The organism is Cupriavidus phytohabitans (assembly GCF_017815025.1).
Taxonomy (GTDB): Bacteria; Pseudomonadota; Gammaproteobacteria; order Burkholderiales; family Burkholderiaceae; genus Cupriavidus.
The window spans coordinates 1-21,195 of the sequence record NZ_JAGIQB010000073.1 but is presented as its reverse complement, the minus strand read 5'-3'; the positions used below and the strand labels follow the sequence as shown (position 1 = coordinate 21,195).

Annotated in this window: 15 protein-coding genes and 3 pseudogenes; 12 read left to right on the top strand and 6 right to left on the bottom strand. The window is 64.3% G+C overall.

The genetic code is table 11. The annotated features are described in order from the left end of the window. Positions 1 to 71, top strand: a pseudogene (locus tag J8I34_RS30685) (zinc-binding dehydrogenase); the annotation flags it as partial. A gap of 112 nt (positions 72 to 183) precedes the next feature. Here the strand turns inward: J8I34_RS30685 and J8I34_RS30680 are convergent. Continuing rightward, positions 184 to 1,227 (bottom strand): GlxA family transcriptional regulator, encoded by a 1,044-nt coding sequence (locus J8I34_RS30680; RefSeq protein WP_371748172.1) that lies wholly within the window; start codon positions 1,225 to 1,227, stop codon positions 184 to 186. Positions 1,228 to 1,499: 272 nt separating this feature from the next. On the opposite strand from J8I34_RS30680, the gene J8I34_RS30675 reads away from it, so the two are divergent. Further along, entirely contained in the window at positions 1,500 to 4,937 is a 3,438-nt protein-coding gene (locus J8I34_RS30675) for an adenylate/guanylate cyclase domain-containing protein (protein ID WP_209807927.1), read from the top strand. Positions 4,938 to 4,944: 7 nt separating this feature from the next. Here J8I34_RS30675 and J8I34_RS30670 read toward each other — a convergent pair whose 3' ends face one another. The 3 genes from J8I34_RS30670 to J8I34_RS30660 all read right to left on the bottom strand — a co-directional run bounded on the left by J8I34_RS30670 (position 4,945) and on the right by J8I34_RS30660 (position 7,925). Beyond that, on the bottom strand, positions 4,945 to 6,093 hold the full coding sequence (locus tag J8I34_RS30670; RefSeq protein WP_209777570.1) for a branched-chain amino acid ABC transporter substrate-binding protein: 1,149 nt from the start codon (positions 6,091 to 6,093) through the stop codon (positions 4,945 to 4,947). Between the two features lie 68 nt (positions 6,094 to 6,161). Beyond that, positions 6,162 to 6,455: a hypothetical protein gene (locus J8I34_RS30665; protein ID WP_156914477.1), complete on the bottom strand. Its 294-nt coding sequence runs from the start codon at positions 6,453 to 6,455 to the stop codon at positions 6,162 to 6,164. Positions 6,456 to 6,986: 531 nt separating this feature from the next. Next, positions 6,987 to 7,925, bottom strand: coding sequence for a LysR family transcriptional regulator (locus J8I34_RS30660; RefSeq protein ID WP_209777571.1), 939 nt, complete (start codon positions 7,923 to 7,925; stop codon positions 6,987 to 6,989). A gap of 157 nt (positions 7,926 to 8,082) precedes the next feature. Between J8I34_RS30660 and J8I34_RS30655 the strand changes: the two genes are divergently transcribed. From J8I34_RS30655 to J8I34_RS30620, 8 genes are all read left to right on the top strand, one after another. Next, the gene (locus J8I34_RS30655; RefSeq protein WP_209777572.1) at positions 8,083 to 9,087 is read left to right on the top strand and encodes a tripartite tricarboxylate transporter substrate binding protein; all 1,005 of its coding nucleotides are present in this window, start codon (positions 8,083 to 8,085) and stop codon (positions 9,085 to 9,087) included. Between the two features lie 12 nt (positions 9,088 to 9,099). Then, positions 9,100 to 10,182, top strand: coding sequence for a maleylacetate reductase (locus J8I34_RS30650; protein ID WP_209777573.1), 1,083 nt, complete (start codon positions 9,100 to 9,102; stop codon positions 10,180 to 10,182). Between the two features lie 196 nt (positions 10,183 to 10,378). Further along, positions 10,379 to 10,999: a hemerythrin domain-containing protein gene (locus J8I34_RS30645; RefSeq protein ID WP_209777574.1), complete on the top strand. Its 621-nt coding sequence runs from the start codon at positions 10,379 to 10,381 to the stop codon at positions 10,997 to 10,999. Positions 11,000 to 11,207: 208 nt separating this feature from the next. Then, complete coding sequence (locus J8I34_RS30640; RefSeq protein WP_029049641.1) at positions 11,208 to 11,396, top strand: hypothetical protein; 189 nt, start codon at positions 11,208 to 11,210, stop codon at positions 11,394 to 11,396. Between the two features lie 324 nt (positions 11,397 to 11,720). Continuing rightward, positions 11,721 to 12,815, top strand: a complete 1,095-nt coding sequence (locus J8I34_RS30635; RefSeq protein WP_209777575.1) for a branched-chain amino acid aminotransferase — start codon at positions 11,721 to 11,723, stop codon at positions 12,813 to 12,815. A 433-nt stretch (positions 12,816 to 13,248) separates the two neighbouring features. Then, the gene (locus J8I34_RS30630; RefSeq protein WP_029049643.1) at positions 13,249 to 13,467 is read left to right on the top strand and encodes a hypothetical protein; all 219 of its coding nucleotides are present in this window, start codon (positions 13,249 to 13,251) and stop codon (positions 13,465 to 13,467) included. Positions 13,468 to 13,661: 194 nt separating this feature from the next. Further along, the gene (gene panP, locus J8I34_RS30625; protein WP_371748171.1) at positions 13,662 to 15,338 is read left to right on the top strand and encodes a pyridoxal-dependent aspartate 1-decarboxylase PanP; all 1,677 of its coding nucleotides are present in this window, start codon (positions 13,662 to 13,664) and stop codon (positions 15,336 to 15,338) included. 156 nt (positions 15,339 to 15,494) lie between these two features. After that, the gene (locus J8I34_RS30620) at positions 15,495 to 17,594 is read left to right on the top strand and encodes a TonB-dependent siderophore receptor (protein ID WP_209807925.1); all 2,100 of its coding nucleotides are present in this window, start codon (positions 15,495 to 15,497) and stop codon (positions 17,592 to 17,594) included. A gap of 259 nt (positions 17,595 to 17,853) precedes the next feature. On the opposite strand, the pseudogene J8I34_RS30615 reads toward J8I34_RS30620, so the two are convergent. Further along, positions 17,854 to 18,726, bottom strand: a pseudogene (locus tag J8I34_RS30615) (beta-keto acid cleavage family enzyme); the annotation flags it as partial. Positions 18,727 to 18,897: 171 nt separating this feature from the next. Between J8I34_RS30615 and J8I34_RS30610 the strand changes: the two are divergent. After that, entirely contained in the window at positions 18,898 to 19,809 is a 912-nt protein-coding gene (locus J8I34_RS30610; RefSeq protein ID WP_209807931.1) for a TauD/TfdA dioxygenase family protein, read from the top strand. Between the two features lie 9 nt (positions 19,810 to 19,818). Continuing rightward, positions 19,819 to 20,379: an RBBP9/YdeN family alpha/beta hydrolase gene (locus tag J8I34_RS30605; RefSeq protein WP_209807920.1), complete on the top strand. Its 561-nt coding sequence runs from the start codon at positions 19,819 to 19,821 to the stop codon at positions 20,377 to 20,379. A 139-nt stretch (positions 20,380 to 20,518) separates the two neighbouring features. Here J8I34_RS30605 and J8I34_RS30600 read toward each other — a convergent pair. Then, a pseudogene (locus tag J8I34_RS30600) lies at positions 20,519 to 21,121 on the bottom strand (Bug family tripartite tricarboxylate transporter substrate binding protein); the annotation flags it as partial. Positions 21,122 to 21,195 lie beyond the last annotated feature (74 nt).

The window sequence follows — 21,195 nt, the reverse complement described above, 5'->3', positions numbered from 1 at the left end:
TGGAGCGCATCAACGAGGGCTTCGACCTGATGAAGCGCGGGGAGTCGATCCGATCCGTAGTGTTGTACTGAGGCGCGCGCCATGATGGAACTGATCTCGCAACACGGCTGTTATGGCGGCGTGCAGCGCTTCTACCGGCACCACGCACGGCAGCTGTAAGCCGGCCAGACAGGTTGGATCACATCATGCTACGCCGGTGACATCGTCAACACCGGTGCTGGCAAAGCGCTCGCGGTAAGCAGCGGGCGTGACATTCAGCCGCCGCTGGAATGTCTGCCTCAGCCTCGCCTCCGACCCGAAGCCGCTTTCCATGGCGATCCATTTCAGCGGCTGCTCACTGTCTTCGAGCAGCCGCCGGGCCGCATCCAGCCGTGTCTGCTCTACATAAGCCGAAGGCGCGTGCCCGGTCTCCTTCTGGAACACCCTGGAGAAATTCCGCTCACTCATCGCAAAGCGTGCCGCGAGCATCTTTACCGAAAGATCCGCCTTGGGAGAGCGATGGATGTAATCCTGGATATCGCGAACCCTCGGATGGACCGTCATCTGGCTGAGCAGATGTTCGCTGAACTGCGACTGGCCTCCCGGCCGTTTCAGGTAGACGACGAGATCTCTTGCCACCGCCAGCGCGATATCGCGCCCCAGGTCCTCCTCTACCATGGCAAGGATCAGGTCGAACACGGCGGTCACGCCGGCCGACGTCCAGACATGCGCGTCGCGAATGAAGATGGCGTCTGCGTCCACCAGTATCCCGGGATACCGCTGCCGCATGAGTTCCGCCACGCTCCAGTGGGTGGCGGCGCGCCGGCCGCCAAGCAGGCCGGCTTCAGCGAGGAAAAAGCTCCCCGAGCAAAGCCCGACTATGGTTTTCATCCTGTCGGCAGACGTGCGGCACCAGTCCACGACGGCGCCACACGCCGCCAGGACATTGACGATATCGCGGGCCCCCACGATCACCACCACATCGGCGGGCGGCAGGCCATCGAGCGACCGCGCTGCCGCAAGCGAAATCAGCGTATCGGACTGTATGGCGCCGGCATGCGGTGCGACGATCCGGAGTTCGTACTTCGGATCACAGCCGAGCTGCCGCAAACGGGTATTGGCATAGTCGAAGACATTGATGGCGCCAACGGCTTCTATGGCCTTGAATCCGGGATAGATGACGATGTCTACAGTAGTTCTCATGCGGCACAGGCGTCGGGTACGGCGCGGTCGAATGTCTGACCGCATGCGTCAAACGCAGATTGTATCCAACCGTTCCGCCTCGCCAGCCGGGCGCAGGGCGTAAACGCCAACCCGCCAGCCCCGACTCACGCGACGAATAATGCACAGGCCTCGACACGAAGCCGGATCGGAAGACATAGGACGTCGGCCCGCGGCCGGGTGCATGCTCAATCCAGTGCGCCCATAACCAACCAGCACACTCTCTCCTGTTCGACGTGCCCTGCCCGCCTTAAGATGAATTGTTGGCTGTCGCTGGCCCCATCCGTGGGATAAGCCCCATGCGCTGCGCAAGCTGCGGGTTCGAGAATCCGACAGGTGCCAAGTTCTGTGAGGAATGTGGTGCCAGGCAGGGTCGCGTCTGCCCGGCCTGCGGGCAAGAGGCGGCTGCCAGCGCCAAGTTCTGCAGCGAATGCGGCGCGCCCTTAAGTGCTCTCGCAAGCGCACCCTCGAGCGTGTCGCCGCCTGCCGCGGCAACTGCGCCCAGCACCCCCATCGACTACACACCGCCCTATCTGGCCGAGCGCATCCGCTCGGCGCAGGCAGAGATGGAAGCCCGCGGCCAGGCGGACGGCGAGCGCAAGATGGTCACTGCGCTGTTTGCCGACATGGCAGGCTCGACCGCGCTGATCCATGATCTCGATCCCGAGGATGCCCGCCGCCTGATCGACCCGGTACTGGCGCTGATGATGGAGGCCGTGCACCACTATGAGGGCTTTGTGGCCAAGTCGATGGGCGATGGCATCCTGGCGCTGTTCGGCGCGCCGATCGCCAACGAAGACCATCCGCAGCGGGCCTTGCTGGCGGCGCTGCGCATGCAGGAAGCCATGCGCCATTACGCCGACGGCGTGCGCCTCGCCCAGGGCATTGCCCTGCAGATCCGGGTCGGCATCAACTCCGGCGAAGTCGTGGTGCGCACGATCCGCATCAAGGACCTGCACACCGACTACGACCCGGTGGGCAATTCGATCCATATTGCTTCGCGCATGGAGAGCATCGCCGTGCCCGGGTCGATCGTTGCGAGCGAACACACCCGCAACCTGACCGAAGGCTATTTCGCCTTCAAGGCGCTCGGCGCGACGCCGATCAAGGGCTTGCCCGAGCCGCTCGCGGTCTTCGAAGTCCTCGGCCTCGGGCCGCTGCGTACCCGCCTGCAGGTGTCGGCCAGCCGCGGGCTGGCACGCTTTGTCGGCCGCACCCGCGAGCTCGAAGCCTTGCAGGAAGCGCGCGCACGGGCACGGGCCGGGCACGGGCAGATCGTCGGCCTGGTGGGCGAACCCGGCGTGGGCAAGTCGCGGCTTTGCCACGAGTTCAAGCTGCTTGCGCCGCGCGATAGCCTGGTGCTCGAAACCTTCTCGGTCTCCCACGGCAAGGCCTATCCATACCTGCCGCTGATCGAGCTGCTGCGGAATTACTGCCAGATTACCGCGCAGGACGATGAGCGCCGGCGGCGCGAGAAGCTCACCGGCAAGCTGCTCACGCTGGATCGCGGGCTGGAAGACAGCCTGCCTTATCTTTGCCACCTGCTGGGCGCCGCCGAGCCGGGCTCGGCACTGGCGCAGATGGACACCCAGGTCCGGCAGCAACGCACCTTCGAAGCGATCAAGCGCCTGCTCGTGCGCGAAAGCCTGACCCAGCCGCTGGAGCTGATCATCGAAGACCTGCAGTGGCTCGACAGCGAAACCGAGGCCTTCCTGGGCTTCCTCGGCGAGAGCGTGCCGAGCGCCCGCATCCTGCTGCTGGTCAATTTCCGGCCGGAATACCGGCACGACTGGAGCCGCAAGAGCTATTACACCCAGCTGCGCCTGGATCCCCTGGGCGCGGCCGAGGCGCGGGAACTGCTGCGCGCCCTGCTCGGCGACGCCGCCGGGCTTGGCCGGCTCGAGCAACTGATCCTGGAGCAGACCGAAGGCAATCCCTTCTTCATCGAGGAAGTGGTGCAGGACCTGGTCGAAGGGCAGATCCTGCGCGGCGAGCGCGGACACTACCGCCTCGAGCAGGTCCCGGGCAAGCTGCACATCCCTGCCACAGTGCAGGGGGTGCTCGCTGCCCGCATCGACCGCCTGCAGCCTGCCGAGAAAGCGCTGCTGCAGACCCTGGCGGTGATCGGCAAGGTATTTCCCTGGAGCCTGCTGGTGCGCGTCGTCGAACAACCGGAGGACAAGACGAAGACCCTGCTGGCGCGGCTGCAAGCCGGGGAGTTCATCTACGAGCAGCCGGCATTTCCGGAAGTGGAATACAGCTTCAAGCATGCACTGACGCAGGAGGTGACCTACGGCTCCCTGCTGAGCGAGCGGCGCCGGGCACTGCATGAACGCACCGCCCAGGCGGTCGAGGCGCTGTTCGGCGCCCAGCTCGAGGAGCACTGCAGCGAGCTGGCCTATCACTTCAGCCGCAGCGGCAATACGCCGAAGGCAGTGGAATACCTGCATCGTGCCGGGCGCCAGGCCGTGCAGCGCTCGGCTGACGCCGAGGCGGTCACCCACCTCACCATGGCGCTCAACTTGCTCGCCTCGCTGCCGGATGGCCAGGAGCGCGCACGCGAGGAACTCGCTATCCAGCTTGCCCTCGGTCCGGCCTGGATGGCCGCCAAAGGCTTTGCTGCCCCGGAAGTGGGAGAGACCTACACGCGCGCGCTGGCACTGTGCCGGCAACTCGGCGAGACGGCCCAGTTGTTTACTGCCCTGATGGGACTGCGCACGTTCTATACGGTCCGTGCGGAACTCCGGACTGCGCGAGGGCTGGCGGACCAGCTGCTTGGGCTGGCGGAAGAAGCGCAGGAGCTTGCGTTGCAGGTCCAGGCGCGCCGGGCCCTGGGCGCCAATCTGTTCTATCTTGGCGAACTGGTTCCTGCCCGTGAGCGGCTGGAACAGGCCATGGCTCTCTATGACCCGGAGCTGCATCGCTCGCATGCCTATGTCTATGGCCTGGAACCCGGCGTGCAGGGGCTCGCGCTGCTGGCCATGGACCTGTGGCTGCTCGGCTATCCCGACCAGGCCTGCGTGCGCAGCCAGGAGGCGCTTGCCCTGGCCCGGACCCCATCCCATCCTTCCGACTCGGCGGATGCGCTGATCGCGGCCGCCGAGGTCCGCCTGTTCCGCGGCGAGATCCAGCCGGCCCACGAACTCGCCCAGGCGCTCGTCGCCCTCGCCACCGACCATGGCTTGCCGTACGGTCTGGCTTGCGGAACCATACTGACGGGCTGGGCGCTGGCAGCAGAGGGGCGCACGGTGGAGGGCATTGACCTCATCCGAAATGGCTTGAGCGCCTACCGCGCCACTGGCGCCGAGCTGTTGCGAACGCATTTCCTGGCGCTATTGGCCGAGACCTGTGCCAGGGCGGGACAGCTCGACGCAGGCCTTGCCGCAGTGGACGAGGCGCTGGACGTCGCAGACCGGACGGACGAACGGATTCACGAGGCGGAACTGCATCGGCTCAAGGGAGAGCTGACGCTGCTGGCACCGGGCCGCCCCGAGGACGGAAGCCAGGGCGCCCGCGACGCCGAAGCCTCCTTCCTGCGTGCGCTCGCGATCGCCCGCGAGCAAGGGGCCCAGTCCCTGGCATTGCGCGCCGTGTTGTCCCTGGGCCGGCTGTGGCAACAGCAGGGCCGGCAGGCCGAGGCCCAGCCCTTGCTGGCAAAATGCTATGGCTGGTTCAGCGAAGGCTTCGATACAGCAGACCTGCGCGCAGCCAGGGTGCTGCTCGCCGAGCTCGGCTAGGGCCGCATCATTCGGCCCCGACCGTGGTGACCGCAATCCAGCGGCCATCCTTGACTTGGTAGAGCGTCGACGTCGGATTCTTCAGGTCGCCATTCGCATCGAAGGCAATCTTCCCGGTAATGCCCTCGTATTGCGTGGCCCGCAGGGCTGGCACGAAGTCGGCCGGCTTCGCGGAATTGGCCTGCCTCATCGCGTTGATCGCCACCCACGCGGCGTCGTAAGCAAAGGGGGAATAGGTCAGGATGTCCGTGCCAAAGCGCTTCCTGAACGTCTGCATGAAGGCCTTGCCTCGCGTCAGCGATTCGATCGGGCGCCCATATTCCCAGGCCATCGCACCTTCCGCATCGCGACCCGCCACGTTGAGAAAAATGCTGTCGGCAATGCCACCGCTGCCGACGAACTGGGCGCGCATGCCCAGTTGCTTCATGCGCTTCACGATGAGCGCGGCCTGGTAGGTGCCACCGCCGAAGAACAGCAGATCGGCGTTCGCCCCCCGGATTGTCGTCAACTGTGCGTTGATGTCGATCGCCTTGTCGTTGGTGTATTCCGCTATCGCGATCTTGCCGCCGGCAGCCGTGACGGCCTGCTTGAATTCGTCCACCGCACCGTGGCCGAACGCTGTCCGGTCATCCATCACGGCAATGCGCTGCGCCTTCATGACATTGACAGCGTACTTTCCCGCCATCCCGGAGTTCTGCGTATCGGTCGCAATGATGCGGAAGACCGTCTTCAGCCCTTGATGCGTGATGTCCGGATTGGAGGCCGCGGGAAGGATCATCGGAATCCCTGCCTTGGCGAAGATCGGCGCGCACGGCAGGGCGACGCCCGAGTTGTAGTAGCCGACCACCGCGGCCACCTCGTCGTCGACCAGCTTCTGCGCGACCTGGACCCCGATCCGCGGGTCGCTTTGGTCATCTACCGCATCGATCTCGAAACGGACCTCCTGGCCGCCCAGCCTGATTCGCTGCGCATTGGCTTCCTCGAGAGCCAGGCGAACTCCGTTCTGCATGTCCTTCCCGTTGGCGGCATTGATACCGGTTAGGGGACCGGACACTCCGATTTTGACAACTTGTTGTCCATAGGCCTGGCTGAAGGCGCAGGTCAGCAACAAGGCGCTCAGGCTTGTCACGAGCAGCCGTCGGGAAAGATCGATCATGGGTTCAATGGCGGCGACACGGGGAATCGGGGGCGGCGCCATCCGTGCACCGTGACTCGGTGCTGCTGTCACTCCAGCAGGCCCGGCTCCCTCGCCCGCTTCGGCCGGATCAATTCATCGTCGGGGCGGCTGCCAGCAAAGTAGAACTGCGCGGGCCCCCATAGCAGGGAATAGCGCCTCGTCCCGTCCTTGCATCGAAGCCAGCAGCGGCCATTCCTGTCCCTGGCCACCGCCAGCAGCGTGACAACGAATTCGGGATTATCGAAACTTCGTACCTCGACATGCCCCTTGCCTTCCAGGTCCTCTGTCCAGAATCGCTCAACTTCCATGGCAAGGGAGTCATAGTCGGTCTCGTTCGGCATGGTCGCACTCCGTTCCTTCATCAGTGCGCGCCAGACCCAACCCCCAACCCCTTACACGGACGCGCCTCCTATTCATTCTAGGAGCCGTCGCCACGATACGTGATATGGCCTGCGATCCGCGAAAGGAGCGCGCAGTTCGCGGCGACTATCAGCCAACCCTCGGCCAGGAATGTCGTTGGCACGGCGATCCACTCTGAAACATGCCGCAAAAGGCACCCAGGTTTGCTTCCGATTCTGCCAAGAATCGCTTGCTCTTATGTAAGCCGGCCCACCGCTGCTCCTGCACCAGATTTCCGACACAACCTCTGAATGGAAGGTGCATCTGTGAACGCATACGACGTCGTGGTGATTGGCGCCGGTGTCATCGGCAGCTCGGTTAAGGCGTCTTTGCCGAGATTGCCAGTGTCATCCCGGCGGTCAGTGCCAGATTGCATCTCAACTAGTCATCCCGAACCGAAGATCTATGCCATCCATCGAATCGTCCGTCGACGAATTATGCGCAGATCGCGAAAACCGGCCCCCCCGGCCGTCTTACGCCAGCACGGCTTCCCCTGCCATCGCCTGTTGCCAGGTCGGCGGGCTGCCCATGCTGGCGGTCAGGTGGGTGCAGAAAGCCTTCACTTTCGCGCTGGCATGCTGGGTGGCGCGCAGCAGGTAGATGCCGCCGGGCGCCTGCGGCAGCAGGCCGTCAAGCGTCAGCTCCACCAGCCTGCCCGCGCCGATATCCGGCCCGACCGACCAGTCGGGCATCAGCGCAATGCCGAGGCCCTGCAGCACCGACAGCCGCCGCGCATCGCAGTCGTCACACTCGAGCGCAAACGTCGCCGCGGCGGCGTGCGCCGGCGTCAGCAGCTCACGCCAGCCGCGCATGCTGGTGCTGTGGCCACGGTCGATCAGGCGGTGCCTGCCGATCTCGTCGGCATGCGCCGGACGCCCATGCAAGGCCAGATAGCCGGCCGTCGCGCAGATGATGTAGCGCTGGCTGGCGATGCAACGGGCAACCAGCGAGCTGTCGGCCTGCTGGCCGACGCGGATCACGACATCGAACCGTTCGACCACGGGATCGACGATGCGCTCGGTCAGCGCCAGCTCCACCGTCAGCCGCGGATACTGGGCGTACAGCGCGCCGAGGTGCGGCACCACATGGCGCCGGCCGAACGCGGGCAGGCACGCGACCCGGATCAGCCCGCTCACGCCCTGCTCCAGCGCCGTCACGGCATCGCGCGTATCGCTCAGTTCATGCAGGATGCGCGTGGCGCGCGCGAACAGCAGTTCGCCGGCATCGGTGCGGACCAGCGCCCGGGTCGAGCGCGTGAACAGCGGCACCCCCAGTTCGCGCTCCAGCGTATCGATTTGCCGCGCCACCGAAGACGCGACCAGGCCGCGCTGGCGGGCTACCGCCGAGAAGCTGCCTGACTGGGCGACTTCGACGAAGATGGACAGGTTTTCCGCGAATCGGCTGAACTCCATTTTTGCAATCTCCGCAAAGGCGTTGCGCAGGCGAACCGGCTTCCCGCACGATGCGACCCAGTCTAACATCCAGTGACCGATCCCGGTGCGCTGGCTCTTAGCAAATAAAGCAAAAGTGGAGCATGCCGGGCCCCATCACTGAGAGGAGCAGACCCCGATGGAGACTACCGCAGCAACGACGATCCGGCGCTTCGCGCTGCCACGGCTGGCGGCAGCGGCGCTGATCACGGTGACGGCCGCGTCGATGTCCCCCGCCACTGCCCGCGCCGAAACCTGGCCGGCCAGGCCGGTCACGCTGATCGTGCCCTATGCCGCCGGCGGCACCGTGGACAAGGTGGCGCGGCAGATCCACGAGGGCCTGCGCAAGCGCCTGGCGCAGCCGGTGATGATCGACAACCGCGCCGGCGCGGGCGGCACCATCGGCACCGCACAGATCGCGCGCAGCGCGCCGGACGGCTACACCATCGGCATGGTGTTCGATGGCTTCGCCACCGAGTCGCATATCTACCCGAAACTGCCATACGCCTCGCAGAAGGACCTGACCGGCGTCTCGTACATGGTCCGCTCGCCGATGGTGCTGGTCGTCCCCGCCAGCTCGCCGTACAAGACGCTGCAGGACTACGTCGCGGCGGCGAAGAAGCCGGATGCCGTGTCGTACGCGTCGGTCGGCGCCGGCAGTTCCAACCAGCTGGTGGCCGAACTGTTCCATGAGGCCGCGGGAACCAGCGGCACGCATACCCCGTACAAGGGCGGCGGCCCGGCCATCAACGACCTGCTGGGCGGCCATGTCGATTCGATGATCGCCAGCCTGCCGCTGGTGATGCCCTACGTGCAGGCCGGCAAGCTGCGCGCACTGGCCGTGACGGCCGCCCAGCGCGACGCGCGCCTGCCGGGCGTGCCGGCAGTGGCGGAGTCCTACAAGGGCTTCGAGGCCTATTCGTGGGTGGCGATGATCGCGCCGGCGCGCACGCCGCCCAACGTCCTCGGCAGGCTCGCCGCCGAAGTCAACGCTACGCTGCGCGATCCGGCCATCGGCAAGGTACTGAGCGGCGGCGGCTTCGATGTCATCGCCGGCGACAGTGCCCAGGCCAACAAGCTGATACGGGAAGAATCCGTCCGCTGGGGCCGGCTGATCAAGTCGCGCCATATCGTCATTGAATAGGTGCCTGACATCATGCGACCCTTTATCTACCAGACCCACCCGCAGCGTATCGTGTTCCGTGCCGGCGCGCTCGCGACGCTCGGCGCCGAAGCCGACACCCTGCACGCACGCAAGCTGCTGGTGCTCTGCACCCCCCAGCAACGCGACCTGGCCGAGCGCGCCGCCGAGGTGCTGGGCGCGCGCTGCGCCGGCATCTTCGATGGCGCGGTCATGCACGTGCCGGTGGAGCAGGCGCGGCTGGCGCGGTCCTGCGCGGCGGAGCTCGGCGCCGATGCCGTGGTGGCGATCGGCGGCGGCTCGACCATCGGGCTTGGCAAGGCCATCGCCCTCGAATCGGACTTGCCCATCGTTGCCGTCCCGACGACCTACGCCGGCTCGGAGATGACGCCGATCTATGGCCTGACCGAAGGCGGCCTGAAGCGTACCGGGCGCGATGCACGCGTGCTCCCGCGGACGGTGGTCTACGATCCCGACCTGACCCTCGGCCTGCCGGTGGCGATGAGCGTGACCAGCGGCATCAATGCCATTGCCCACGCCGCCGAAGGGCTGTACGCGGGCGATCGGACGCCCGTCAGCGACTGGATGTGCCGGGAAGGCATCGCAGCGCTGGGACGTGCGCTTCCGGTGATCGCGGCAGCCGGTGGCGAGCGGGACAGCGCCGAACTGCGCGCGGCCAGGAGCGATGCGCTGTATGGCGCCTGGCTCTGCGGCGCCGTGCTGGGCAGCGCCACTGTTGGCCTGCATCATAAGCTGTGCCACACGCTTGGCGGCAGCTACAACCTGCCCCATGCCGAGACGCACACGATCGTGCTGCCCCACGCGCTGGCCTACAACGCGCCCGCGGCACCCCAGGCGATGGCGGCGATTGCCGCCGCGTTGGGCCGCCCTGACGCCACCGGCCCGCAGGCCGTGTTCGACCTGGCCGCTTCTTTGGGTGCTGCCGTGGCGCTGCGCGATATTGGCATGCGCGAGAAGGATCTCGACCGCGCCTGCGAACTGGCGCTGCAGGCGCAGTATCCGAACCCGCGGCCGCTGGCCCAGAAGGAAATCCGGCAGCTATTGGATGACGCATTCCACGGTCTGCGGCCGGGCTGAAATGCGCCCTTGCGCGCCCTACTCCAGCATCCCCCCGAGCCGCCATTTGCGCACTTCCGCGTCAGCGCTTAGCGCCGCATTGATCTGCGTCAGACTCAAATCGTGCAGGGAAACTATTGTGTCACTGAGGGCCCCGCGAGTCCCGATATCGTATCGGACTCAACGGTCTGCTTGCCCAGCTTCCCTGGAGGGCGCCATGGCCACCCCAATCGTCACCTCGCTTCCGACCTCAGCTTCCGCCGCGCTTTCCACCCCGGGCCCGACACCGCTTGCCGCCTGGCATAGCGACCATATCCATTTCGCCTCACTGCTCGACCTGCTGGAAAAGCAGGTCAGCAACTTCCATCAGGGCGAGCAGCCCGACTACGGCCTGATGGCCACGATCATCCAATACATGCGCAACTATGGCGATTGCGTGCACCACCCCCGCGAGGATGTCGCCTACGCCCTGCTGGTGGAACGGGATCCGGGCACGCGGATCATCATCAGCCGGCTACTGCAGGAACATCGCGTGATCGCCACGGTCGGCGCGGAATTGCTCGACCGCCTGCGTGAAGCCCAGAGCGAAGTTGTCACCTCGCGAGCGGCACTGGAAGCGGCCGCCGCCATGTACCTTGTGTACTACCGCAACCATCTGTCCACCGAGGAGAAACAGGTCATGCCGCGCGCCGCCCGGTTTCTGACGGAAGCAGACTGGGCGGAAGTTGCCGCCACCGATCCGGCCAGTGCCGATCCGCTATTCGGCGCCAAAGTGGAGAAGCGCTTCGCGAGCTTGCGCGATCAGATCGACAGTGAAGCCAACGCGTCCATGCACTGAACGTCGATCGCTTCGCTGTCATCGTCGATCAGGCAGCAAAGCTTTCTGCATGGAAGTGAAGATGGCCAGCCAGGACACGATTGTCATCGCATGCCCATCCGTCCGCTATGCGTTTTGAAGATACCAGATGTTGGAATTCTTGAATTTACGATGGCGCGGGCGCTTCCTACACTCCTCCGGACAAAAGAAGCATCCGGAGACAGACATCGTGAATGCCACACTGCCCGCCAAGCTGCGCGACGCGCTGGCCGACGCCAGCCTGGACGACAAGTACACCATCGAGAAAGGCCGCGTCCGCCAGAGCGGCACCCCGGCGCTGGTTCACCTGCCCATGCTGCAGAAGGCGCGCGAGCGCGTCGCCAGCTCTCCATGGTGGATAGGCTCGCGCCGTCCCTGAGCGCCGACCAACTGGACACCGCCGTCGCGCTGGCTTCACTGCCGGACGATATTCGCCGTTTCGTCCACGTGACGGACATAAATACGCATAATGAAGCACATTATCGGACGGCGTTGCGGGCCCAATATCGGTGTGGCGCGCAAAGGGCCGCAGCCTGAATCGGCAAGCTGCAGGCTAGGATCGAACGCGTCCGGCTTGTCGGTCGGGCGCGCGACGGCGCGTTGCTTTTTGGCGAATAGCTCTCCACCCTTGTAAGGCACCCGCCCCGGTGACACTATCGCGGCGGCCAGGCCATATGGCCCAACATCCTCGGAACACGGAAAAATGAGCACGGAAAATCAGTTGCAGTTCGTCGTAGAGCCTCACCCCGGCCCCACCCCCGCCGATGAGATCGCTGCCAAGTTGGAGAACCCGGCCTTCGGACGGGTTTTCACCGATCACATGGTCACGATCCGTTGGACCGACGGCCGCGGCTGGCATGACGCCAGGGTCGAAGCACGCCGTCCTTTCCAGATCGATCCCGCCTGCGCAGTGCTGCACTACGCGCAGGAAATCTTCGAGGGCATGAAGGCATACCGTGGCGAGGACGGCAAGATCTCGCTGTTCCGACCAGAGGAGAACGCAAGGCGTTTTCGCGCCTCCGCTGCCCGGATGTCGATGGCCGAGCTGCCCGAGGCCACGTTCCTGCAAGCCGTGGGAGCGCTAGTCGATATTGACCGTGCCTGGATTCCAGGTAGCGAGGGTAGCCTCTACCTGCGCCCATTCATGTTCGCCTCGGAGAGTTTTCTCGGCGTGCGCGCGGCGGCCGAATATATATTTTGCGTGATCGCCTGCCCGGTCGGCCCGTATTTCAAGGCCGGCAAGTCGGCGGTGACCGTTTGGGTGTCGGATCAATACACCCGCGCGGCCCCTGGCGGCACCGGCGCGGCCAAGTGCGGCGGCAACTACGCGGCCAGCCTGATCGCGCAGACCGAGGCCTCGGCCAAGGGCTGCGACCAGGTGGTATTCCTTGACGCCGCGGAGCACCGCTGGATCGAGGAGCTCGGGGGCATGAACGTGTTTTTCGTGATGGATGACGGCTCTCTGCGCACGCCCCCATTAACAGGGACAATCCTGCCGGGCATTACACGCGCTTCGATCATCGAACTGGCCGGGCACGAGGGTATTCCGGTTAACGAAACACCTTACGACTTCGAGACGTGGCGCGCAGATGCAGCCAGTGGCCGGGTCAAGGAAACCTTCGCCTGCGGCACGGCCGCGGTCGTCACCGCCATCGGGCAGGTGCGTCATGCTGGTGGGGAGTTCACGATCGGCAATGGTGGGGAAGGCGAAGTCACACAGCGCCTCCGCTCGTTGCTGACCGGCATCCAGCGCGGCAAGATCGCCGATCCGTTCGGATGGGTTCATCACCTCGATTGAGACCGGCGTGTCTGACATCAGCGGCGTGCTAGGAATCGGAGGGCAATGCGCGCCGCGTTGATTCGGTTCGGCGTCCCCGCCCGCCTGGGCGGTCCGGGTGGTTCCAACAAATACCGGAGCCGGTGCGCGACCTGCGTGCCGGCAAGCCGTGCCGTCGACCCCGGCAGCACGCTGCCCGGATGCGCTCTCGTCACAAAGTGCGGAAGACCCGGCAATTTGCCATGGCCGGCCCCCAACACGCATGCCAACCGCGCTCGGCCAAGAATTTTTCCGGTTCAGGGCCGATTATTGTGGCTTTTGAAACCGATCATTGCGAACGTAAGGGTTTACCTCCCCAAGGGAAATCCCTAATATGGCACTCATCGAATGCCGCGGTGCAACAAGCACTAATCCCAAGGGAATGGCATTCACCAGTTTGAAGAAAGAGTGAGCCATGAATACCAATCGCCGTGCCCTAGTCGCTGTCGCCGCACTTGCTGCCACCCTGGCGGCCGCTCCTGTGTTTGCCAAGAGTGGCAAATTCGATACTTACACGGACGGCGCGCGGTCTGGAAAGTACGATGTCTACACTGACGGCGCAAAAAGCGGCAAATTCGACACTTATACGGACGGCGCCAGGTACTACATTGCCTCGGACCGCGCCCCCCTGTAAGGGCTGAAAATCCCGGCCGGGGACACCTCCCCAAACCCGGTTCCGCTCTCCAGAACCCCACACTTTCCCAGAGTGTGGGGATTTTACTTTTTGGGAACCAGAACGTTCAGACCCCGGACTCAGAGGCGGTTCCGGCTCTGGAGCAGCATCCGCATCCGTCCGATCCGGCATAATGCCCGGCACACCATGGCGCTATGGGACTGAATTGGGTAATGCAAATGAAGCCGGACATCTCTCGCGTAGAGACTTCACAAAGCACGGACGGGGGCGACGACTGCCCTTTGCGGTGGTTCGACGCGGATCTGGGTGCATTCGAATCGCTCGAGCGATTGATCGCCGAGCATCCAGCGGATTTCTTTGCGGGCGAGAGTTTTGATCCGATTGGCGCGTGCGCCACACGCGCGGCGGTGTTCGCGTCGGTTGAGCTGCCCGAGACTCCGACATCGCCGCAAGCGCATGCCGATCATCTGCTCAACGACGTGTTCCGGCACGTGATGCCGGTGGCATCGCCAACGTTCGTCGGACACATGACGTCGTCACTGCCGTCGTTCATGCCTGCGCTGGCCAAGGTGGTGGCAGCGCTGAACCAGAACGTCGTGAAGCTCGAAACGTCGGGGGCGCTGACGGGGCTCGAGCGCCAGGTCATCGGCATGCTGCACAAGCTGGTGTTTGCCCAGGACAGCGCCTTCTACGCGAGATGGCTGCACGATGCCGACCATGCGCTCGGCGCGTTCTGTTCGGGCGGCACGGTCGCCAACCTGACCGCGCTATGGGCGAGCCGCAACAACCTGCTGGGCGCGCGTGATGGTTTCGCCGGCATCCATCGCGCCGGACTGGCGGCTGCGCTGCGCCATTACGGCCATGATGGCCTCGCGATCGTGGTCTCGGAGCGCGGACACTACTCGTTGGGCAAGGCAGCGGATGTCCTTGGCATCGGCCGCGACAATCTGGTGCCGGTCGGGGTCGACGCAGATGGTCGCATGCGCATTGACCTGCTGCGCGACACCATGCGTGATTTGCAGCAGCGCAACATCCGGCCGATGGCGATCGTCGGCATAGCGGGGACGACGGAGACGGGCGCGGTCGATCCGCTCGACGCGATTGCGGATGTTGCCGAAGAGGCCGGCTGCCATTTCCACGTGGATGCCGCATGGGGCGGCGCAACGCTGCTGTCGGAGCGCGAGCGCTGGCGCTTCGCGGGCATCGAGCGTGCCGATTCCGTCGTCATCGATGCGCACAAGCAGTTCTACGTGCCGATGGGTGCCGGCATGGTGCTGTTCCGGAGCCCGGCGTGGACGCGGGAAATCATCCAGCATGCGAACTACATCGTGCGCAAGGGCTCGGTGGACCTGGGGCGCCATACGCTCGAAGGATCGCGCGGCGCGGCGGCAGTCATGCTCTATGCGAACCTGCACCTGCTCGGCCGCAAGGGGTTGGCGCAGTTGATCGATCGCAGCATCGATAACGCCAACTACTTTGCTTCCCTGATTGCGCAGCAGCCGGATTTCGAGCTCGACAGCCATCCGCAGCTCTGCATCCTGACCTATCGCCATGTGCCCGAGACCGTCCGTGCCGCGCTGGCCACGGCGTCGGCGGACCGGCGCGAGAAGATCCTGGACGCGCTGGATGCGCTGACCATCAGCATCCAGGAAATGCAGCGTGATGCCGGCCGCTCGTTCATATCGCGCACGCAATTGACGTCGTCACAATGGGATGGGCGCCCGATTGCCGTTTTCCGCGTGGTGCTCGCCAACCCGGATACGACGCATGCCATGCTGCAGGAGATCCTGGACGAACATCGCACATGGGCGGCGGCAAGCCCGTGCATGGCGCCGCTGATGGCGCTGGTGGAAGCGCCGGACGTCGCGTGAGGCATTTGCGGCTGGCTCTCGAATTGGCCCCGGCATAGAGAGTCAGAACTTTCACGAACGTGAAATGGTTCCCGCGTAGAAGCGCCCGGTCGAGTGGAAATAAGAATACTTCTCATTTATGATGCGAAGCTTTCTTTCCTTCCGCCCTGGGCCGTCATGCTTGTCCGCCGTCTTGCCATACCCGCCGCCGTCAGTACCCTGCTCCTGCCTCCCGTTGTCTCCCACGCCACCGAAGATCTGACCACGCTGCCATCCGTGACGGTCAGCGCCGCCGGCGACGGCCAAACCGACGTCGGCTTTGCCACGCGGCGGCCGGCCGACGTGACCAAGTCGGGTCAATCAGCGGCAGACGCCGCGCAATCGATCACCGTCATTACGCGCGATCTGCTCGACAGCCAGCAGGCGCAGAACCTCAGCGATGCGCTGCAGAATTCCGCCGGCGTGGTCACCAACGTCTATGGCAGGCGCGGCTGGGACGACTTCATCATCCGCGGCCAGCGTGCATCGGAATCGATTTTTGCCGACGGCTTGCTCGTCGACAGCAACAACCGCGTGGCGCAGGAGCTGTTCGGCGTGGAACGCGTGGAAGTCCTCAAGGGACCCGGCTCGATCCTGTTCGGCGCGGTACAGCCGGGCGGCCTGGTCAACATGGTCAGCAAGCGCCCGCGTGCCGAATTGTTCGGCGAAGCGGGCCTGACTGTCGGCAACTACGGCTTCCGGCAGATGACTGTCGACGTGGGAACGCCACTGGCCAGCGATAGCAAGGCTGCGTTCCGCCTGAATGCGCTGATGATGAACAGCGACGATCCCACCGACTATGTCTGGTATCGCAACCGCTGGATCGCGCCGTCGCTGACGCTGGACCTTGGCAGTCGCACGGACTTCACGATCCTGGCAAGCCACAACCAGCGCAACTATGTGCGCCAGCAAGGCCTGCCCGTGAATGGCACGCTGGTGCCGAACCGCAATGGCGTGGTGCCGGCCAACCGCTTCATCGGCGAGCCGGATGCGCCGTCCTATGACGGCGAGCAGAACCGCATCGGTTACGCGCTGGCGCACCGGTTCGACTCCGGCTGGACGTTGAACCAGAACCTGCGCTACCAGACGTCGTCGCTGAACGGCACGCTCGTGTCGGCCGGCACGATGGCCGTCGACAGCCAGTCGATGAACCGCAGTGGCACGCAGCAGAGCTTCTCGGGAAATTCGTTCGGTGTTGACACCAACATGCAGCGGACCTTCGCGTTCACGGGGCACGCCCACAGCGTGACCTTCGGCATCGACTACCGTCATACGAAGGAAGACCGCCTGCAGAAGACGTGTCGCGTGGCCGCGCTGAACGTCTACAACCCGGTCTATGGCGCGAGCATCAACTGTCCGTCCGCCTATAGCGTGGATGCGACCGATACGCTGGACGCCGTCGGTCTCTATCTGCGCGACCAGATCCGTATTGCCGAGCGCTGGACCATGACTGGCGGCGTGCGCTACGAATCCGCGCGGACGGGCACGACGGACCGGCTGGCGTCGTCGCGTACCGTGAACGACAACAACGCCGTCACCGGCAGCGCGGGCGTGATGTACGACCTGACGCACTGGGCGCGACCGTACGCAAGCTTCGCCACGTCGTTCCTGCCCAACGCCGGCACCGACGTCAGCGGCGCCACCTTCAAGCCAGAGAAGGGCCGCCAGTACGAAGTGGGCGTCAAGTTCGACATGCCTGGCAAGACCGGCCTCCTGACGCTGGCCGCGTTCGACCTGACACGCACCAATGTGCTCAGCAGCGACCCGGTCAACCCTGGCTTCAGCACGGCCGTGGGCGAACAGCGATCGCGCGGACTGGAAGCGGAACTGACACAGGATCTTGGCAATGGCTTCAGCGTGTCGCTGGCCTATGCCTACATCGCAAGCGAAGTCACGCAGGACACTACGGCCGCGAACGTCGGCAAGCCGCTGAACAGCGTGCCCCGGCACAGCTTCTCGACCTGGGGCCAGTACCGCTTCCGTGGCGCGCTGGCCGGCTGGTACGTCGGTGCCGGCCTGCGCGGCGAGAGCGCCAAGCGCGGCTACAGCTTCAACTACACCGTGCCGGGCTACACCGTGGCCGATCTTGCCGTCGGCTACGTGGCATCGCACTGGCGCGCGGCTTTCAACGTCAAGAACGTGTTCGACAAGATGTACTACGCAGGCGGCCTGAACAATAACGTGTTGCCCGTGGGCAATCCGCGGGTAGCCATGCTGAACGTGACGATGAACTATTGATGCCGCGTCGGCGGGCAAGGCGCCGGACAGCCACGTTGAAGCCAGCCAGGCCAACGGCGGGGACTGCCCACGGCAGCGCCATGAATGCCCCCACCCTGCCCGGCGGAGACATCCCCGCGGTCGCCCACGGCTTGTCCAGGGTTTCTCCGGGCCAATGACGGCACGAGCGCCACCGCGCGGTCCCGCCGCGCAAGCCCATGGGGCGTTGCGCGATCCCGCCGCGCGCCCCATGCAGGACGGATGTCAGCCCCCCTGACCTTCAGTCCGGCTTGCGCAGGAACCCCTGGTTTCCACCGTTACGGTTTGGCGCGAAGCCATTGGCCTGAAGCGTCTCTTCCGCCGTGTCGTAGAACACGCCGATCTTGCAGATCTCGCGTGCCTGTTTCGCTGTCGCGATGGGGCGACCGAATTCGCCGGCGATACGCACCAATTGCCTGATCTGCTCCACCGAGCTCATCTTGCCCGTGCGGGTCTGATTCCACAGCACATCCTCGATGCCGCAGCGCACATGCAGGCCCAATGCCATGCCGATCATATTGATGGGCAGCACATTGAGCACCGAGCTTTCCACCGTGACCACGGCACCGTCGGGCACGGCACGCAGCATGTTGGCCAGGTTGTAGATGTTCGCCTGATCCATGCCGCCGCTGATAGCCACCCAGTTCATCACTAGCGGCCCCTTGTAAACGCCGCGGCGAATCAGGCGTTCAATCGTTTCGAAGCTGTTGATGTTGTAGACCTGGAACTCGCTTTGAATTCCAGCAGCCGTCAGACGCCGGATATGCTCCTCGATAAAGCTCGGATTCGAGGGCACGATCATGTCCTTGTAGGTCCCGTAGAGGTGCGGGAACCCGCGCGATACCCCCTTGAAGTCATCGATGCCGGCGTGCTCTGTCACGTTCATCTGCGTGGTGTTGACGGTCACCGTCACCTGGTCGGGCTTCGGATCGAGTTCAGCCAGCATGTGTCGCGTGTCGTCGGACAGCCATTTGGCCGCCGCGCCGTCGCTCTCGGGAGCAAAGCTGATGGAGCCGCCCACCTGGATGATCATCTCCGGCACGCGGGCGCGTACCCCGGCGATCAGTTCATTGAACATGGACAAGCGCTTGCTGCCTTTGCCGTCGGCTTCGCGATCCACTTATGACAAATACGCGGCGCAGTCGCCCGGACGAGATTGAGGAACCTGAGCATGGCCGTGCCATGAAATGGCAAATGCTTGTCGCCTCCCGTCAAGCGGAAGAAGCCCGCAACATCCAAACTCACAAGGGTTAATCGGCCTGATCGACCACTGGAGATCACAATCATGAATCACTCCCCAACGGCGGCACCCGCAGTGCTGCGCGCCACCTCTCTGAGCAGTTCGATCCGCGTCGAGCCCCTGACTTGCACGATCGGCGCAGAGCTCAGCAACGTCAATCTGGGTGTGGCTGCCGAGGACGACGAGCAGATGGCCGAAATCCGGTCGCTGCTGCTCAAGCATCGTGTGCTGTTCTTCCGCGACCAGGACATCACGCGCGCGCAGCACGTTGCATTTGCGAGCCGCTTCGGCCAGCTTGAAGACCATCCGGTGGTGGGCAGCCATCCGGATCACCCGGGACTGGTGCAAATCTACAAGACCCCGGACAGTCCGCCGGATCGCAACGAGAATTCCTGGCATACCGATGCCACCTGGCGCGAGAAGCCTCCGCTAGCCTGCGTGCTGCGCTGCATTGAATGCCCGCCTGTGGGCGGCGACACGATGTGGGTCAACATGGTCGAGGCTTATAGCCAGTTGCCCGAGGAGATCAAGACGAAGATCGCCTCATTGCGCGCGCGCCATAGCATCGAGTCGAGCTTCGGGGCTGCGATGCCGATCGAAAAGCGACTTGCGCTGAAGGCTCAGTACCCCGACGCCGAGCATCCGGTTGTGCGCACGCATCCGGAAACCGGAGAGAAAGTACTGTTCGTCAACGGAAGCTTTACGACGCACTTCACCAATTACAACGTGCCGGCTAACGTGCGCTTCGGACTGGACAAGGCGCCGGGCGCCAGCAATTTGCTTAACTATCTGGTCAGCCAGGCCAGCATTCCCGAATACCAGGTGCGTTTCCGCTGGAAGAAAAACAGCGTCGCATTCTGGGACAACCGTTCGACCCAGCACTATGCAGTGATGGACTACCCCCCGTGCCACCGAAAGATGGAGCGAACCGCCATCATGGGTGACGCGCCATATTGAAAGCCTGACATGCACTCTATGACACCAACCGTTCTCATCGTCCCCGGCCTGCGTGACCATGTGCCGGAACACTGGCAGACCCTGCTGGCAGCAAAGCTGCCTCGCGTGGTCTCCGTCGCCCCACTTGAACAAGACAAGCTGAGCTGCACTGCCCGGGTCGATGCGATCGAGCGTGCCCTGGCTACTATCGAAGGGCCGGTCATTATCGTGGCGCATAGCGCAGGCGCGATGATGGTCGCCCATTGGGCGGCGCGAGGCACTGAACGCGAGATTCTTGGCGCACTGCTTGCGGCACCCGCGGACCTCGAGACGCCTATGCCGGCAGGCTACCCGGCGATCGACACACTGCGCGATCATGGCTGGCTGCCGATCCCTCGCGCCACCTTGCCGTTTCCGAGCATCGTTGCGGCAAGCAGCAATGATCCGCTGACTCGTCTCGATCGCGCCCGTGAACTGGCGCAGGCGTGGGGAAGCCGCTTCGTCGAACTCGGCGAAGTCGGGCATCTGAATCCAGCTTCCGGCTATGGTGAATGGCCGCAGGCGGAAGCGCTTATTCGCGAGTTCTCCTGAACGAAGCCGGGAGTAAAGGACAGGACCTGCCCCTCCCCCGATGAGAACTCGCCGGATCGGCCGTTCCGCATGCGCAGACCGATGCTTGTGCCAAGCACGCCGGAGCAGCCGTGGCGAGTTCCCTCACCGCATCTTCCAATTATTCCGGCTGGTAGTTGATCGACTTCAGCAGCGCGGCCTGTTGCTGGTATGCGTGCTTCAGGTCCGTCATCATCTCCTCCGAGGTGGAGGGATCGCCCTGCTCCATGCCCATGTCCCTGATGCGACTCTGCACGGCGGGCTGCTTGAAATATGCCAGCGTGGCCTCGCGGATCTTTTGCTGGACCGCCGGGTCGACATCCGGGCGGGACCAGACAGCGAACCAGCCTGCCTGCGCCAGCTGCGGGTAGCCAAGCTCCTTGAACGTCGGAACATCCGCCAATCCCGCAATCCGGGTCGGATAGGCCACCGCAATCGCCTTGATCTTCCCCGCCTTGATCAGCGGCAACGAGGTAGTCACCCCATCGAACATCAGCGGCACATGTCCACCCATCAGGTCGTTCAATGCGGGAGGAGAGCCCTTGTAGCCTACGTGCCGCATTGGCACATGGGTGAGTTGTCCGAGCAGTATGCCCGAGGTGTGGCCCTTTAATCCGGCAGCGTAAGAGGCAAATACGAGTCCGTCCTTTTGCGATTTGCCGTAGTCCACAAGTTGCTTCAGGTTGGAGACAGGAAGATCCTTGTTGGCGACCAGCACCAACCCATTTCCTTATACAGAAGTCATGACTCTTCCCGCAGTGCTTGAATGGTGAGCGCGGCGTCCATAGTTCGCTGCAT

Bases quoted from the DNA above. Each gene is read 5' to 3' on its own strand.
- J8I34_RS30645 (WP_209777574.1), top strand. From the start codon at position 10,379: ATGGCCACCCCAATCGTCACCTCGCTTCCGACCTCAGCTTCCGCCGCG.
- J8I34_RS30635 (WP_209777575.1), top strand. From the start codon at position 11,721: ATGAGCACGGAAAATCAGTTGCAGTTCGTCGTAGAGCCTCACCCCGGC.
- panP (WP_371748171.1), top strand. From the start codon at position 13,662: ATGGGACTGAATTGGGTAATGCAAATGAAGCCGGACATCTCTCGCGTA.
- J8I34_RS30670 (WP_209777570.1), bottom strand. From the start codon at position 6,093: ATGATCGATCTTTCCCGACGGCTGCTCGTGACAAGCCTGAGCGCCTTG.
- J8I34_RS30620 (WP_209807925.1), top strand. From the start codon at position 15,495: ATGCTTGTCCGCCGTCTTGCCATACCCGCCGCCGTCAGTACCCTGCTC.
- J8I34_RS30680 (WP_371748172.1), bottom strand. From the start codon at position 1,227: ATGCGGTCAGACATTCGACCGCGCCGTACCCGACGCCTGTGCCGCATG.
- J8I34_RS30650 (WP_209777573.1), top strand. From the start codon at position 9,100: ATGCGACCCTTTATCTACCAGACCCACCCGCAGCGTATCGTGTTCCGT.
- J8I34_RS30630 (WP_029049643.1), top strand. From the start codon at position 13,249: ATGAATACCAATCGCCGTGCCCTAGTCGCTGTCGCCGCACTTGCTGCC.
- J8I34_RS30610 (WP_209807931.1), top strand. From the start codon at position 18,898: ATGAATCACTCCCCAACGGCGGCACCCGCAGTGCTGCGCGCCACCTCT.
- J8I34_RS30605 (WP_209807920.1), top strand. From the start codon at position 19,819: ATGCACTCTATGACACCAACCGTTCTCATCGTCCCCGGCCTGCGTGAC.
- J8I34_RS30660 (WP_209777571.1), bottom strand. From the start codon at position 7,925: ATGGAGTTCAGCCGATTCGCGGAAAACCTGTCCATCTTCGTCGAAGTC.
- J8I34_RS30675 (WP_209807927.1), top strand. From the start codon at position 1,500: ATGCGCTGCGCAAGCTGCGGGTTCGAGAATCCGACAGGTGCCAAGTTC.
- J8I34_RS30655 (WP_209777572.1), top strand. From the start codon at position 8,083: ATGGAGACTACCGCAGCAACGACGATCCGGCGCTTCGCGCTGCCACGG.
- J8I34_RS30665 (WP_156914477.1), bottom strand. From the start codon at position 6,455: ATGCCGAACGAGACCGACTATGACTCCCTTGCCATGGAAGTTGAGCGA.